Source organism: Streptomyces sp. NPDC048643, from assembly GCF_040650615.1.
Classification (GTDB): domain Bacteria; phylum Actinomycetota; class Actinomycetes; order Streptomycetales; family Streptomycetaceae; genus Streptomyces.
In genome coordinates, this window is the sequence record NZ_JBEZHO010000062.1 from 1 (window position 1) to 15,255 (window position 15,255).

The window sequence follows — 15,255 nt, forward strand, 5'->3', positions numbered from 1 at the left end:
CAGGGCCCGCTGGGACAGCCGTGCTGCCCGGCGTCTCCGAGGTCGTCTACGTCACCTACACCGAACAGCTGAACTGACGAACAGCGCCAACGCAGAAGTTGCACCGCCCCGGACGAGAAGCCGTCCCGGCAGGCGAACTGAATGCTGCTGGCGGCATCACTCCCTACGACAGGAATCCGCCTGTGAACGTTTCCGTCTTCACTGCCGACCTCCACATAGCTGGCCACGACATACCGAACGTGTCCCTGACTCTGACATCGTTCCGGCGTCCGCCAGGTCCTCCCGACCACCGCGTGGACATAGACGTGAACACTGTCATCGAACTGCTCGAGCTGGTCGAGGGCGGAGGTGCCAGCGCTGGCGCGGTGCGCGACATGCTCAACCGCGTTGTGGAAGAGGCCAAAGAGGAAGTCCGACGCGAGGACGAGTTGCTCGTCCAGCTCAGAGACCAGTCCGTCCTCCACAAGGCTCCGGCTAAGAAGCCTCAGTACGACACCCGGTCCGTGTACGTCGTCTCTTCTGAGGCCGAAGCGAAGATAGTCAAGATCGGTGTATCCAAAGACGTCCCCGGGCGCCTGAAATCGCTGCAATCCGGGTCTGGTTCACCGCTGATCGTGCGCTGGACCTCGACTGGGGGCGGCCTCTTGGAGACCCGTCTGCACGACCGTTTCGCGAGAAGAGCGCTGAGCGGTGAGTGGTTTGACTTCAGAGACGTCGCAGACCCCGTCGGAATGATCGCGAAAGCCGCGCAACGTCTACTGAAGGGCGCCAGCGTCGTCGAGCCCCCGGCGTGAGGAAGGGAAATGGAGCGCCGCAACCACGTTTGGCCACTCCAATCTCCGGAGCGTCAAGCCAGGGCCTGCCTCTATACGGGGAAGAGGTCTTCCTGCACGTAGTTGGCGACAGCGTGCGAAGGGTAGGCCAGCCCGAGCAGCATGAACGTTCGGGGCCGGGCGGCGATGTTCCCGACGAGGGCGTGGACCGCGCGCTCGGTGGTAAACATCCGGGTCAGCCAGCGCTCGTAGAGCTTGTCCCGCACCTGGCGGGGACCGTAAGTGCGCAGAAACTTGCGGTACGACTCGCCGGCCTCCCAGCCCTTGAGGTGCGTGTCGTGGCCGGGGGAGTGAACGGGAAGGGGCCGGGGGAGGCAACGGGCTGCCGTGCTGGCCGTCGGTCACCGCGTGATGCCACGTGTCCCGCAGGGTAGGCAGCTCGTGCTGTGCAACCGAGCAGGCAGAGGAAGTCCTCGACGCCCCAGTCGATGAGCGCGCCCTGGCGCGAGAGGCACAGCGCGACGGTGGAAATGGCGTGCGATCACAACACGCCGCTCTCGGGGCCGTCGGTAAGGCCGAGCTCGGCATCGGTGAACGGCCCACCCAGGTCGGGCATCGCGAAAAGACCTATCCGGGCGCCGGCCTCAACGAAGCGGACGAACCGGTCGACGGGCCGGTGGGTCTGTTCCTTCTCCAGCAGTGCGTGACAGGCGCGGCAGCGCCAGGGACGCCTGAGAGTGATCCACTGCGCCCGTGTGCACACAGTGCATGTCACGAAATACGCGGACGGACCGAAGGGGGTTACCCAGTTCGCGTAGCCGCTACGGGGCCGGTGGCCAGGTTCGTTCCACTCGGAGGGCAGCGACGGCTTGCCGAGGAGGACGAATTCACCGCCGGGCCATCGGCAGGTGCAGGCGGCCTGACACCGGCAGGCGCGGGTTCGGGCCAGCTCTTCTGTCTTCTCGGTACGAGGTATGCCCGGGCCTTTGACCTCGATCCAGGTACCGAGCTCGGGCAGCCAGAAGTCGGGGAGATACAGCGTGCCGGAGTCCAGAGTGATCATCTCCGGTTCGTACTCCCACCGGATACCGTTGCCGTCCAGGGTGGCGGCCCAGTCGGCCTCGAGGCGTGAGCGGAACGTGGTGTTGCCGTAGCGGGTTGGGACGGCATCCATGGACGGCCCAGTAACCTCGGGTGTGCTGACCAAACCGGACATCCGTTCTACAGTGACGACCGCTTCGATTATGCCGGTGACCGCCTCGCAGCGGGGGCGCATCGGCTTCGGCACCTGTGGGTCTGGTCTCGTCGGCCGTGCCGGGTGTTCAACGACCTTGCGGGACAGGCGGGGCTCGTCGTCAACTCCACGGGGAACATGCCGTGGTACGGAGAGCCGGCCGATCAGCAGGATTCGGAGCCTGGGATGACAGGACAGCAGCCCTGACCGCTTGGGGCACGTCCCAACAGCAGCGCTGCAGCCCCGGCCCCGCACGGCTCACAACTACATCCTTGCCCGGTAACCGCAGCGGAGACAGCCATGGCTTTCGACCCCACCTCCACGTCGGGCCGGTGCGCTCCTGCCCTTGTTTCCGGTCTGCGATGAAAGGATGAGAGCATGCCCAAAACCCCCGAAGACTCCCACGCCGACAGGCACGGCGATCTCGTCATCGATGCCGACCAGCTGGTGCGGATCACATCGCTTCACCGGGGGTTTCTCTACCAGCATCTGTACGCGGCAGCCTGCCTGCTGCGCTTCAAGACGGCAGGCCTGCACACGCTGCTGGTGGAACGCGACGAGGACCTCGAGGCAGTTCTCCCCGGACGCCACCTCTACCTGCAGGTCAAGACCCGCAGCAAGCCCCTACAGTGGGGGGACATCAGCGGTGCGGTCGATAACTTCGCCGCCGCGCGCTCCCGCCACACCGAGGGCAAGCGCCCGGGCCACCCGCAGCTGGTCATCGTCGCCAACGTGCCCCTGGGCCCGAAGCTGGCAACGATGACGACCGCAACCGACTGGCCCGACGACGTCACCCTGCTGACCCCGCAGGCAACCCCACCAGAGGAGTGGCTCCCCCCAGCCTGGACGGACCTCGAAGAAGGCATCGCCTGGTGCACCCGAGAAGCCGCGCAAGTCCCCTTCTCCTCGCTGAGCCCGCTCACCCTCGTGTGGAAACTCGCCGCCCGCGTCGTCTACGCCTGCACCGGCCACGGCAATCAGGCCTTTACCGCCGACACCGTCGAGGGCCTGTACGAGCAGTTCGTCCAGGAACTGCAGGACTTCCCTGCCCTCGACCACGACTACCTGCCCCAGGCCGACGAGCCCGACCTGCTGACCGACGCCCGGGTACGCCTGATCACCGGCTTCTCCGGAGCGGGCAAGACCGCCTGGGCCGCCCACGCGGCCCAGCACTACCCCGAACCTCTCACCTACTTCGACGCCACTGCACTCGCCGCCGACGCCGTCGCGGGCGGCCTCGGCCGCGAACTCGCCGCCCGGCACCTCACCGCCGACCAGCGCACCGGGCTGCCGCACGCCGTGGGAATCGACCTCCTGCGCGCCGTCCACCAGCATCTGACCGGCACACCGGTGGCCATCGTCCTCGACAACGTCCACCACCTCAACGCCACCGACTTGAAGCAGATCACCCAAACGCTGCCCACGGCACGCCTTGTCCTGCTGGGCCAGCCACGCCCCGACCAGACCACCTACAGCGCGCACCTGGGCATCACACCCGAATTCCTCAACGGCTGGAACGCCGATCATGTAGCCCAAGTCCTCGCCGACGCCGGGGCTCCCGCCGACGCGACCACGATCGACCGCCTCATCACCCTCACCGGCGGACTTCCCCTCTACGTCCGCAACGCCGCCCAACTCGCCCAGAACCACTACGCCCAGGACACGGCCCGCATGTGCCAGGCACTCATCGCCCGCCAGCACACCGCGCCCACCGCTCAGGACCTCATCCTCGAAGAGATCTTCGAGGGCCTGGCACCGCAGGCCCAGACCACCGCATCACTCCTCGCGCTGGCCGAGATCCCTCTCACCCACGATGAACTCGCCCGCCTCGCCCACCACACCAGCCTCAGCCCGAGCGACTGCGCGCGCAGCCTGCGTACCCTGGCCGGCCTCGGCATTCTCCAGCGCACCGGAGACGGCCTGACCACCCTCCATGACGCCACCCGCGTACTTGCGGCCGACTACATCCCCCACCACCCCAGCACACAACACCAGCTCGATCTCACCCTCAGCACCATCCTTCACGACTCCCTGACCAACGGCAGTGCCTCGACGGGACGCCTGGCCCGCTGGGCGCGCCTGCTGGCCCGCACTGAGCAAACCGAACAGCTGCTGTCTCTCGCCAGCCACGACTACTTCTTCGACCAGCCCTTCGCCGCCGACCTCGAGCCGACGCTGCAGATGGTGGCCGCCGACCCGGCTGCCCGGCCCATCGACCGCTTTGACGCCCTCAATGCCCTGGCCAGTTTGGCGCTCGACGCCGACGACGCAGCAGCCCACAAGCAGCTGACCGAGGAACTGACCACGCTCGCCGACGCCCACCAACAGGACTGGGGCATCCGGGAGACTGTCGTCCTGGCCGGACACCAGATGCACCAGCACGCCGACAGTCACGACATCACTGCACTGAATGCTGCCTACCTCGCGGCCCGCAAGGCACTGCCGAAGAACAGCGCCGCCCGACGCATCCTGCGCTACAACCAGGCCAAGGGCCTCTGCCGGGCAGAACGCTACATCCAGGCCGACACCATCGCCCTCGACCTCGCTGAAACCTACATGGCGCACCTGGGCCTGGAGGACCGTGACATCGTCGGGACCAGCGTCGAGCAGGTGGCCGCACGGCTGGAAGCCGCTGACGCAGACCTCGATGACTGCAAGCGTCTCGCCGACTGCCTGGCCCTGGCCGTGCGCTGCAAACGGCAGCTCAGCCAATCGTTTGGCCTGTCCGCCCTGCACGCCATGAAGCTCTACCAACTATCCCAGGCATGGCGGCACTTCGTCATCATCGGACAAGACATCGCCGACGACTTCGTCGAGCTTGGCGACCTGCAGCAAGCCATGGAACTTTTGGACAACGCCTTGCTGCCGGCAGCCCGGCAGCAAGGCCTGGGTGACCTTCTCCTTGCGGTGCGAGCCCAACGAGCCGTCGTTCTTGCATACACCGGAGACTTCGCCGTGGCCCGCACCGAGATCGAAAGCCTGCTCCGCTACAACGTGCCGCCCCCGCAGGCGCAAGAGATCAACAACCAGAAGGACCTGATCGAACACCTCGCACGCGGGTGAGCAGCCCAGACATCCGGCCCCCTGGAAGTGACCGAACCGCCACCGGCTCGTCAACTCATGAAAGGGACAGGCCGAGTTCACATCCGCTCTTGTCGCCACACCCGCTGTCCCTAGAGAGACCACAATCGGCGCCGCACCGGCCACACCAGCGGCACCGCGACGGACGGCTGCCGCCACCGCTGCAGTGAAGGCTGGCAGTCCTCGGCCGACTGTGAGAACCCCCGGCAGCCTGCCGTGGCGGCAGAACGGAATGCCTCAGGTACGGCCAGAGGGCCGCTCGGAACGCTACGGGGCCTTGACATGCTCCTCGCCCTTCAAGGCGAGGAGCATGTCAAGACGGCTGCCGAACCTGCGGGGGAGACCTCTGCACCCTCATGCCGGACTGCTCACCTCGCTCCGGCCGACGTCCCACACCAGTACAACGACGACAACGTGTGCTCGGCGTGCCGATAGGTCACCCGGCGGGAAGCGAGTGTGTCCGGGCATGAAGAAAGGGGCAGCGGCCGTTGCTGGACGGCGGGTGCCCCTTCAAGTCTCCGTCGAACGTACCACGTGATGTTGCCTTGCGCGTGGCGCGAGCTGCTCGACCAGCGGTAGAACCGCGGAGACCGCCGGACCGACCGTCTTGCCAGCTCCCGCTATGGGGCGGCGGCAGGGAGGAGAACGAGTGCGCGGGCGTGACCCGGGAGACCCGTCTTTGACGGGCCCTCCAGAATCCCGCTAACGTTGGTCCCAAATCAGATATCGGAGTTGGCATAGAGGATGGATCGATGCTGCTGACGACCGGGCAGGCAGCCCAGGAACTCGGCTGCGCCGTCACCACCTTCCGCCGTCTCGTACACGCCGAACTGCTGCCGGGCCTGTCCCGCCGCGGCGTGCGCGTCATGGTCCCGCTCAACGTCGTCCAGGCACTCAGCCAGCGCCAGCACGCCCCACTGAACCAACTGGCCACCAAAGAGATCGCCGTCCTGCGAATCGACGCGGCCAAGCCCGTACAGGAACCCGACCGGGACTGGATCGGCTTTGCCGCATCCCTCACCCCCGGCGACCTCCTCGCGGCGCTGCGCGGCTGGTGGCGATGCGACCCGGCCGACATCGCCGCCGGGGGAGTGCTGCCCGTAACCCTGTCCGGCTACGTCGTCGCCGTCCTGACCGGCCTGGATCGATGGCAACGCAACGACGAGAGCCGCCACGCCTTCCCCGATGCACGTCTGGCCGGCTACGTCACCGACCTCGCCACCCCCCAGACCACCATCACCGCCCAAACAGACGACGACCGCCAACTCGCCGAACTCCTCCTCGGCACACGGCTCGCCTCCCACTCCGGCGGCGCGATCGCCTACGTCCCCACCCACACCGCTGACTGAACCACCCGGACAAGGAAGCTCCCGATGGACGCACACAGCTACAACGCCGCTCTCACCGAGCTGCGCACGGTGCGGGACGAGATCAAAAAGGCCCGGGCAACGCTCACGAAGCTTGAAGCCGACCGCGACCAGCGCATCGCCCAACTGGCCGCCTACGGCAAAGCCAAAGCAGAGCGCATCGCCCCGGCAGCCGGACTCAGTGTGGCCGACATCGTCGCCCTGGCCCCCGCCCTGGCCCCCGAGAACCTCACCGCAGTCGAGACCGCCCCCGCGCCAGCCGCCCCTGCCGCGGACGACACTCCGGCCGAGGCCACACCCGAGCCTGCCCCGCAGACCGCAGCCCCAGTGCCCCCAACGGCAGGCAAGCGGCCGTCACCCGCAGCGCCCCCGGCCCAGGCCAGTGGCCCCGCAGACCCCGCTCAGGACCGGACCGAAGCCCAAGACGCGCCGCGGAAACTGCCGTCGATCCCCGAAGGCCCCGCAGGCGACGCCTGGTTCACGCACACCCCCAAGCTCGTCTCCCAGTCCCCGAACTTCACCCAGCAGGCCCGCTCCACCGTCTTCCTCGACACCGACACCGGCGTACTCGTGCACCGCCAGCAGACCCACCACCTCGACCTGGGCGACGCCTCGGTTGCCGCCATCCTGACCGCCGTCTTCCACGTCCTGCCCGAAGGCGTGGAACGCATCTACATCACCGCCGGCGACCCCTGGCACCGCGACGCCGACCGCTACCCCTACCTGCGCGACGCGGTCGCCGCCTGGCTCAACGCCCCCACCCCCGGCTGGCGCACCGACACCGGCCGCGGCCGCGACCGGATGGCCGGACACTTCGTCCACGCCCGCAACCCCGTCGGCCGCTACCAGCGCGAAAACGGCGAGGACCACGTCGAAATCCGGTCCGTGGGGGAGTGGTTCGACGTCGACCAGGCCGACCCCGCGACCGTCCGCGACGCCTTCGTCCTGCTGTGGCAGGCACTGCGCCGCCACTGGAGCGACGCCGTCATCATGGGCTCACCATCCCAGACGGGCCGCGACCTGTGGACCCGCACCATCCCCCAGCGCGGCCAGCACGCCGACGGCTTCCCCGTCCTCTCCGAGGAACTGCGCGGACTGCTCCACGCCACCGCAGGCCAGGGCCGCAACGAACTCCTCACCCCGCCCCGCGTCCCCGAACAACTGCCCCAACTCGTTGAATACGACCGCACCTTCGCCTACGCCAAACACACCTGGAAATCCCCGGTCGGCACCCCCCGCCGTATCACCGCAGCCACGTTCGCCGCCTGGTCCGAGAAGGAACAGCAGCGCGCCCTGTACGGAAGCGGCCGCTGGCAGGTGAGGGTCACCGTCCCCGACACCTGGAACCACGTCGGACTCCTGCCCGCACCTGCCCCCGGCGACCGCGCCTGGCACTACCCGGCCTCCCCCGGAACCACGTTCACCACCTGGGCGGGCGGCCCCGAAATCCACACTGCCCTCGCCAACCCCATCCAGCCGTGGAAGATCGAAATCCTCGACGGCATCCTCTGGGACGACGGCAAACCCCTCGACGACTGGGCCAAGAAACTCAAAGAGACCTGGACCAACCTCTCTGCCCAAGCCCACTTCCAAGGCGACGCACAGCAGGCCCGCGCCGCACACCTCGCCTCCCGCGCCGTACGCTCCATCCTCCTGTACGGCATCGGCGCCTTCGCCCAACGCCCCCGCATGGTCACCGGCACCACCCCCCGCACCATGGAACGCGACGTCCCGCCGGACGCCGAAATCATCGGCTTCAACGACGAGCTGATCACCTGGCAGAAGCCCACCGGCTTCAGCCGCGACCCCAACGCACACCCCGAATGGGCCGCCGCCATCTGGTCCGGCGCCCGCGCCGCCCTCCTCACCCAGCGCCACCGCGACGACAACACCCACGCCGGCGCCCTGCACACCCCCGCCGGCACCGTCGTCGCCTTCCGCACCGACGCCCTCTACCTCACCCAGCCCCAGAACTGGCCCCACCACCACCAGCCCGGCGACTACCTCCTCAAAGGCCACCTCAACCAGCCGGTCACGGCCCCCACCACCGAGGAAGAACTCCTCACCCTGCGCGACGCGGGACGCACCGCCCTCACCCAGAACGGGGGAGGAGCCTGATGCCTCCACGTTCCCGCCGCCCCAACCCCTCCACGAACCAGGGCGAGTTGAACGAGGCCGCACAACTTGCTGACCAGCTCCAAGCCGCCGGCTACACCAAACGCGACATCGCCCGCATCATCAACCGCGACCCCTCCCTGGTCTCCCAGTTCTACACAAAGAACAAGGGCGCAGCCTTCGTCCCCGCCCTCCAGCAAGTCCTGGCCGCCATCCAGACCGGCGGCATCACCGACCTGCCCGAACTCGCCACCATCGCCGCCCGCCACACCCACCGCCGCACCACCTCCAGCGGCGCCCGCGCCCGCGTCCGCAGCAAAGCCGTCCTGATCACCCCAACCGGCTCCGGAACCGGCCGCGTCGGCGCCCAAGCCATCGCCTCCGGCTCCTCCCGCCTACGTCCCCTCATCGCCGAAGCCGCCCGCCAAGGCCTACGTCTGGCCTTCACCGTCCGCCTCGCCAAAACCGGCTACCTGCACCCCTCCGGAAGCCGCACCGACTCACCCGGCATCCGCCGCGACGTCACCCAACGCGCCGACCACACCGAAGAACGCTCCTACGGCTCCGCCCAGACTGGTGGGCATGACGCCGCTGGCTTCGCCCGTCGGGTGGATGCCGCCGGCGGTGACGTTACTGCGGCCGTGCACCAGTGGCTGGTGGAGACCGGCCGTATCCGCCCGGATGCGCACATCATCCATCTGGAGATCCGTACGTGGCGGCCGCGTTGAGGAGAGGGGCGGCGTGGTGCGACAGCCGCCAGCAGCTCTCTGTCGGCAGTGGCGGCTGAGACTGCATGGGCCGGGTCCAGCACAGAGAGGTGGCTGCGTTTCAGTGGCCGTGTCTGAGTGGTAGCTGAGTTTCCCGGCTGAGCGCTGCCGCGGAACGTCTTGCGCTGCTGCTGCAGCCGGAACGCAGGTTCCGCCATACAGGCGCCGGCGGTGGCCGGGCCTGCAGGCGCTGTGGCGGGAGTCTGTACATGCTGCGCACCGGGATCTCGTGGCAGCACCTGTAACCCGCTGGAGGGCGGCCTGCGGGACAGGGCCGGGGCCGGGTCTGGTCTGGCCGTAGACCACACCCCTTTGCCCGAGCGAACGCATCGGCATGGGCAAGGCGGCGGACCGCGCGGTCCAGCGGGCAGTCGGCAGCGGCTTCCGGGGATTGCGCCCGGCCATCGGCGGGACTGCCTGCGGGCGGTGAGGGTTCGAGCGGCGCGGTGCGGTCGGTGTCCGTCGTGGGCCAGTCGGGTCCTGCTGCTGAGGACCTCCTCGAGGGCCGTGGCCGGGGCGCCGACGGGTGAGCCGGTCCCGGCCGACGCGGTGGACGGGGACCGGGTCGGGCAGTCCGCCCAGCGGGCCGTACCGCCGCGGGGTGGAGAATTGCCGAGAGCGTGGCAGCCCTTGTGGACGGCCGTGCCACGCTGGAGGCTCTCGGCCGCCTCACCCTGAACAACGCGCGGGGTACGCGGACACAGGCATGGTGGTGGGCCTGACCTGCTCCTTGCCGATCCTGGACGTCGTCCTGGACCTGCGTGAGGCGGAGTAAGGGGCATGTTCCTCACGACCCGTGTAGGCAGCACGCACACGGTCCTCGGCCTGTTCGAGGAGGAGGAGTCCGCCTGGCACTGGCGCATCTCCACGGACGCGCGCCGCACGGCCGACGAGCTGGCGGTGCTGCTCCAGAGCCTGATGGGCATGTACCCGCTACTTGGCGACGAACTCGGCGACGCATCGCCGTCTGCGTGACCGTGCCGTCCGTGCTGCACGAGATGACCCGGCGCTACTACGGCGACGTGCCCGCGGTGCCGTGCAGCCGGGGGTGAAGACGGGCGGGCCGATTCTCACCGACAACCCCAAAGAGGTCGGCGCGGACCGCATCATCAACTCGGTGGCGGCGGTGGAGCTGTACGGTGGCCCGGCGATCATCGTGGACTTCGGTACGACCACGACGTTCGACGCGGTCAGCGCGCGGGGAGTACGTCGGGGGCGTGATCGCGCTGGGTATTGAGATCTCGGTCGAGGCGCTGGGCGTACGGGGTGCGCAGCTGCGCAAGACCGGGGCGGCCCGGCCGCGGAGCGTGATCGGCAAGAACACGGTCGAGGCGATACAGGCCGGCATCATCTACGGGTCCGTGGGCCAGGTGAACGGCGTCGTGAGCCGGAGCTCGCCGTTGCCAGAGAGGGCGGCGGCGCGGCCAGCACAACGGAGGGGCCGGGGACAGCGTGTGCTGCCCCCGGCCCCTCCGGCCGGCCGGTTCCTACTACTTGCGGTTCTTACTCTTCTTGCGGCTCTTCTTCTTGCGCCTCTTGTCCTGGTAATGCGCCGGAGGCCTGGTCTCCGGCGCATGGTCGACGGCCGTTGTGGGGGCGGGCCGCTGGTTCATGAAGACGAAGACGACCAGGCCGATGGCCACGGCCGCGGCGACCGAGGCGGCGATCATGCAGCCCGCCGGGCCCACCCCCACCTTGGAGGCCAGGACGCCGGTGGCGACGGCACATCCGAACACCGCCGCCAGGAGCAGCAGCGAGACCGCCCCGGCGCCGAGAAGGGAGTCGCGGTGCATCGCGGTCAGGAAGCGCACCTTCTTGGGGCTCACCTCGATGTCCATGGTCTCCATGGGCATGATCACAGGCTCGGCTCGCTGGCCGGGCTCTTCGGTCGACAGGTCTGTGTGCTTACGGAGCGCCATTGGCGACCTTTCGTTTGATCTTCAACCGCCCCCGGCGCGCGAGAACGGCTCGGTATCCCGCCACAATCCTATCAGCCGTACTCGCAACATCAGAGTGAGTGCTGTATGGATCGCAGTCGTTAGCAGGGTGAAATATTCACTGAAGTGCTACTGCAATCAGTCTGAAGCGTGAAAATGTCATGGGCATGACGGCTGCCCCGGACGGAGATTCCGTCCGGGGCGGTTGCGCCCTACGGGCGCGCGGAGCTGGTTTCCTGGTCGCTGCCCCGCAGCGGCGGCCGCCAGTGGTCCGCTAGTGCAGCTGGCTTCTGGTAGTGGCTTTGGTTATGCTCCTCGCAAGTCAAAGAACAGCGCCCGATCCGCTTGACTTGGGCGCATTTAAAGCGCACTCTGTACATACGAAGTACGCGTCAGGGCAGATGATGACTGGCGCGAAGAGGTAGACAGAGGGAAGGAAGTAAGCCATGTCCAGAACTGCTGGCACCACGATTGACGGCGGGCGTCCAGCTGCTTCGGGACGAGGGGCCAGCCCCTTGGAGCGGGTCACCGTCAACCTGACGGGCCGGGCTTCCAAGGCGCTTGAAGCCACGGTGGGGCTCACCGGAGACAGCAAGACAGACAGCATCAACCGGGCTTTGACCGTGTACGCCTACATTGAGCAGGTACTCCAGCAGGGCGGATCGATCACCGTTCAGGAGACACCGGACGGGACCCCGCAAAAGCTGGTCATTTTCTAGCCTGGTAAGCCTCCGTCTGCACTGCGTCTGGCTGCTGGCGGCTTCAGCGCGCGATCTTCACTGCCCTCGGTATCCCAGCCTTGGCAGACCTCTGCGCTCGAAGCCCGCGCTCCCGCAAAAGGAGCGATCTCCTGCTCTGAGGGGGGCTGCAGCTGGCGGGAGGAAGAGAGCAAGAGCGGCGGGCGGGGCAGGCCAGGGGCCTGCCCCGCCCGCCGCTTACTACCTGCCCACCCGCAGAACCCGGCTGACGGCGGGGGGCGTGCGTCTGTGGCGCTGCAGTCCTTGGCGGTTCGGACCGGTAGGCCTGAGACCAAAGCGGCCGACTCCCTCCTCTTTCGCCATGAGCGCAGCAGATGGCCGGACTAACGACGTGCGTGTGGAGGCCTGCACAATCCGGGCTGCGCTCTGTCGTCTGCGGCCGCTCCTTGCTCCCGAAGGAGTGAGCAGCCGTCTGTCGGCCTCTGCCGGTGTTCAGCCCGGCCAGTGGTGACATCTGCGTGTAACTGGTCCCAGACGCCGGCCTCGTTCCAGGCAGCAGCCGTCGCCAGCAGATCAGTCCCGAGCCGAAACCCAACTCCTGCGGCAGGTCTGCCGAGATCGAGTTCCGCAGGCGTCACGGGCGCGAGGCGCTGGAGCAGCTCTTCGGCGAGGCAGAGATCATCCCCACCGATCCCTCCCAAGTATCGGTCGCCTGAGCTCAGGGTTTCCGACGCTCGCTGCTCGTGATGTGTGAGGGACCCGGCACGGGCCAGCACCCCAGCGCGCAATCCCCAGGTGCTACATCCTGGTTGTCGCGAGGAGCTGTCATTGGGCGGTGAACCCAGTGCAGGTGATGAAGCGTTGTGAGCCGTCGCCGACGAACCAGACCACGGTATACGTGCCTGGTGGGTAGTGCGCGGCAGCCCCGGTGAAGCTTCCGGGCCAGACCACGGTGGCAGGCGTATCGGACTGCACGGTTGTTCGTGCCAGCCGTGAGGTGCCGTCAGGCATGTAGACGCGGGCCAGGACCTCCATCTCGGCTTGCACAGGATCGATGTTGCCGTACTTGTTGCGCAGACTCAGTTCCACTGCGTCTCCCGCCCGGACATCGCCCGCTGAGAAGATCTGCCAAGCACCGTCGACCTCTGCCTGCTTGCGTGGGCTGCAGTCGAGTTGGGCCGGAAGGTAGGTGAACGGCGGAGCCTGCAGCGGTGAGGCAGGTGTCGCAGACGGCGGGCGCGACTGCGCAGACACGATCGTGGTCGTGGTGGGGGAGGGGGCCGGGGACCTGCTGACGGTCTCCTTGTTGTGGGTCGGTTCCGTCGTGGGAGCGCTGGAAAACTGTTTCCGGCTGCTTGGTGGCGCCGCCACGTGTCCTCGTTCAGGCGTGGAGGCGGTGGATGCGGCAACGGCTCCGGCTATGCCTCCCACCACTGCGGCCGCCGCGATGGCTGCGAGCGACCAACGAAGGCGACTGCGGGATCGTGCAGCAGTGAGCCAGGCGGCGTCGTTGTCTATCGGCAGGTTCCAGTGGCTGCTCACCAGCTCGGACACCCGTGTCGGTTCGGGGCTGCGCGGAGTGAGGGCCGTTGCCTGGGAGGCGAGCAATGCTGTACAAGCATCACTGAGCTCGGCGGCGCCCGGTCGGTCGCCAGGCTCCTTACGAAGAGCCTGCGCAACCAGGGTATGCAGCGCATCCGGCATGCCCTGCAGGTCCGGCTTTGCAGACAGGACGCGAAATGCCACGGCATCGGGGGCGCCGACACCGAAGGGGAGACGTCCGGTCGAGGCGTAGGCGATGAGAGCACCCCAGGCGAAGACGTCCCCGGCAGGCCCCACGTCTCCGGTGCGGTAGTGCTCAGGACTGATCCAGCCGGGGGTGCCGGTCATCATTCCCGTGCGCGTCACCGAGGTGCCGTCGAGAGTGTGGGCGATACCGAAGTCCAGCATCCGGGGGCCGGCCGGGGCGAGGATGACGTTCTGGGGTTTCACATCCCGGTGGATGATGCCTGCCTCGTGCACGGCCGCGAGGGCAGCCGCGGTTCCGGCAGCCAGCGCATAGAGCGCCGCCCCGTCCAGAGGGCCGCTCGCAGCCACGTACTGGTCCAGGGTGGGGCCGGGCACGAAGGGAGTGGCAAGCCATGGGGCCGGGCTGTCGGTATCGGCGTCGTGCACCGGTACCAGACAGGGGCCTGTCACCTGCCTGGAGAGCCGTACTTCTCGGCGGAAGCGTGCCCGGAACTCCTCGTCTGCCGCCTGCGAGGGATGGACGACCTTGACCGCCAATTGCAGCCCCGAGACATCGAGTGCGGCATACACCGTGCCCATACCGCCTGCCCCGAGCCGCCCGATGACGCGGTAGGGGCCTATACGACGGGGATCACCAGCCTGCACCGGCTGGATACGGCTGGACACCAAGGCTCCTTCAGCGTGAGCAGCGGCGCATGTCGGCCGGGGCGGATGCTGCATGCTATCCGGCGATACGCATCTGTTCTGACTCTCGGCCCATGGGGCGCGATTGGCTGTGCGCGCCATCACGGACGGCGCTATCCGCCCTTAGATAGTTGTTTCTGCTGATATAGGAAGATCGGTAGTGGCGGATGGGTATAGACGGGCGAGAAGCCCGGACTCGATGATCACCGTGTGAGTGAGGACGAGATCATCGAGCGGGTTCAGGCCGTCGCGCAGGCACGCGGTCTGCCACCGCCGGCGTCCGAGGAAGCGGTGGCGGAGCTGGAGGTCATCGTGGGCTGGCCCATGCCCACCTTGCTGCGGCGCTTGTACCTCGAGGTCGCCAACGGCGGGTTCGGGCCCAGCAGCCGAGTCATGTCCCTCACCCATACCGGCCAGTGGTTCAGCGAAGAGGAATCGCTCCTTCAGTTCATGCGTGAAGCCGCAGCTCACCCGGATCCCTCGGATCCACCGCGTCACACGGTGCCGCTGATGACGCTCGGCTGCGCCGTCTGGTGGTTCGTGGATTTCAGCACGCCGGACGGCCGCATGTGGGGCTGGGAACCGAATTCACGCTGCGAGCAACACCGTCTCTTCCCGGAGCGGTTCACTCTGGCGCAGTGGCTGACGGACTGGCTGGACGGGAACCGGGCCTTTCCCGAGCCGCCCCCCTTGACGGACTGTCCCGACTGTCAGAACTAGGCGGTTCCGTTCTGACAGGGCTCCGCTCATTGTCGGAACTACTCCAACCCATCTTCTCGAGCATTCTGTCGAACGCTTGGGCCTGGCTGCAGGAAGCCGGGTCGGCTCACCAGTCGGCCGGCGTGGTTCA

11 protein-coding genes and 2 pseudogenes are annotated in these 15,255 nt (G+C 67.8%); 9 read left to right on the forward strand and 4 right to left on the reverse strand.

Annotation, left to right across the window (positions count from 1 at the left end; genetic code table 11):
- Window positions 1-182 precede the first annotated feature (182 nt).
- The gene (locus tag AB0C62_RS37220; RefSeq protein ID WP_362980954.1) at window positions 183-794 is read left to right on the forward strand and encodes a GIY-YIG nuclease family protein; all 612 of its coding nucleotides are present in this window, start codon (window positions 183-185) and stop codon (window positions 792-794) included.
- Between the two features lie 71 nt (window positions 795-865).
- Here the strand turns inward: AB0C62_RS37220 and AB0C62_RS37225 are convergent, their stop codons facing one another.
- Both AB0C62_RS37225 and AB0C62_RS37230 read right to left on the reverse strand, forming a co-directional pair.
- On the reverse strand, window positions 866-1,039 hold the full coding sequence (locus AB0C62_RS37225; protein ID WP_362980956.1) for a hypothetical protein: 174 nt from the start codon (window positions 1,037-1,039) through the stop codon (window positions 866-868).
- A 275-nt stretch (window positions 1,040-1,314) separates the two neighbouring features.
- Entirely contained in the window at window positions 1,315-2,061 is a 747-nt protein-coding gene (locus tag AB0C62_RS37230) for a hypothetical protein (RefSeq protein ID WP_362980958.1), read from the reverse strand.
- Window positions 2,062-2,385: 324 nt separating this feature from the next.
- Here AB0C62_RS37230 and AB0C62_RS37235 point away from each other — a divergent pair, with 324 nt between their 5' ends.
- The 6 genes and pseudogenes from AB0C62_RS37235 to AB0C62_RS37260 form a co-directional block, all read left to right on the forward strand.
- Window positions 2,386-5,070, forward strand: a complete 2,685-nt coding sequence (locus AB0C62_RS37235) for an AAA family ATPase (RefSeq protein WP_362980960.1) — start codon at window positions 2,386-2,388, stop codon at window positions 5,068-5,070.
- 770 nt (window positions 5,071-5,840) lie between these two features.
- Window positions 5,841-6,437, forward strand: coding sequence for a DNA-binding protein (locus AB0C62_RS37240; protein ID WP_362980962.1), 597 nt, complete (start codon window positions 5,841-5,843; stop codon window positions 6,435-6,437).
- Between the two features lie 24 nt (window positions 6,438-6,461).
- Entirely contained in the window at window positions 6,462-8,573 is a 2,112-nt protein-coding gene (locus AB0C62_RS37245) for a hypothetical protein (RefSeq protein WP_362980964.1), read from the forward strand.
- Window positions 8,573-9,298 (forward strand): helix-turn-helix domain containing protein, encoded by a 726-nt coding sequence (locus tag AB0C62_RS37250; protein ID WP_362980966.1) that lies wholly within the window; start codon window positions 8,573-8,575, stop codon window positions 9,296-9,298. Before AB0C62_RS37245 ends, AB0C62_RS37250 begins: the two co-directional genes overlap by 1 nt.
- A 665-nt stretch (window positions 9,299-9,963) precedes the next feature.
- Window positions 9,964-10,112 (forward strand): annotated as a pseudogene (locus AB0C62_RS37255) (nicotinate-nucleotide diphosphorylase (carboxylating)); the annotation flags it as partial.
- Window positions 10,113-10,117: 5 nt separating this feature from the next.
- Window positions 10,118-10,728: pseudogene (locus AB0C62_RS37260) on the forward strand (type III pantothenate kinase); the annotation flags it as partial.
- A 99-nt stretch (window positions 10,729-10,827) separates the two neighbouring features.
- On the opposite strand, the gene AB0C62_RS37265 reads toward AB0C62_RS37260, so the two are convergent.
- Complete coding sequence (locus tag AB0C62_RS37265; RefSeq protein WP_362981030.1) at window positions 10,828-11,190, reverse strand: hypothetical protein; 363 nt, start codon at window positions 11,188-11,190, stop codon at window positions 10,828-10,830.
- Between the two features lie 530 nt (window positions 11,191-11,720).
- Between AB0C62_RS37265 and AB0C62_RS37270 the strand changes: the two genes are divergently transcribed.
- On the forward strand, window positions 11,721-11,993 hold the full coding sequence (locus tag AB0C62_RS37270; RefSeq protein ID WP_362980968.1) for a hypothetical protein: 273 nt from the start codon (window positions 11,721-11,723) through the stop codon (window positions 11,991-11,993).
- A gap of 804 nt (window positions 11,994-12,797) precedes the next feature.
- Here the strand turns inward: AB0C62_RS37270 and AB0C62_RS37275 are convergent.
- Window positions 12,798-14,387 carry a serine/threonine-protein kinase gene (locus AB0C62_RS37275; protein WP_362980970.1) on the reverse strand — a complete coding sequence of 530 codons (1,590 nt, stop codon included), beginning with the start codon at window positions 14,385-14,387 and terminating at the stop codon, window positions 12,798-12,800.
- A gap of 228 nt (window positions 14,388-14,615) precedes the next feature.
- Here AB0C62_RS37275 and AB0C62_RS37280 point away from each other — a divergent pair, with 228 nt between their 5' ends.
- Complete coding sequence (locus AB0C62_RS37280; protein ID WP_362980972.1) at window positions 14,616-15,125, forward strand: SMI1/KNR4 family protein; 510 nt, start codon at window positions 14,616-14,618, stop codon at window positions 15,123-15,125.
- Window positions 15,126-15,255 lie beyond the last annotated feature (130 nt).

Bases quoted from the DNA above. Each gene is read 5' to 3' on its own strand.
- AB0C62_RS37245 (WP_362980964.1), top strand. From the start codon at position 6,462: ATGGACGCACACAGCTACAACGCCGCTCTCACCGAGCTGCGCACGGTG.
- AB0C62_RS37240 (WP_362980962.1), top strand. From the start codon at position 5,841: ATGCTGCTGACGACCGGGCAGGCAGCCCAGGAACTCGGCTGCGCCGTC.
- AB0C62_RS37250 (WP_362980966.1), top strand. From the start codon at position 8,573: ATGCCTCCACGTTCCCGCCGCCCCAACCCCTCCACGAACCAGGGCGAG.
- AB0C62_RS37270 (WP_362980968.1), top strand. From the start codon at position 11,721: ATGTCCAGAACTGCTGGCACCACGATTGACGGCGGGCGTCCAGCTGCT.
- AB0C62_RS37235 (WP_362980960.1), top strand. From the start codon at position 2,386: ATGCCCAAAACCCCCGAAGACTCCCACGCCGACAGGCACGGCGATCTC.
- AB0C62_RS37265 (WP_362981030.1), bottom strand. From the start codon at position 11,190: ATGCCCATGGAGACCATGGACATCGAGGTGAGCCCCAAGAAGGTGCGC.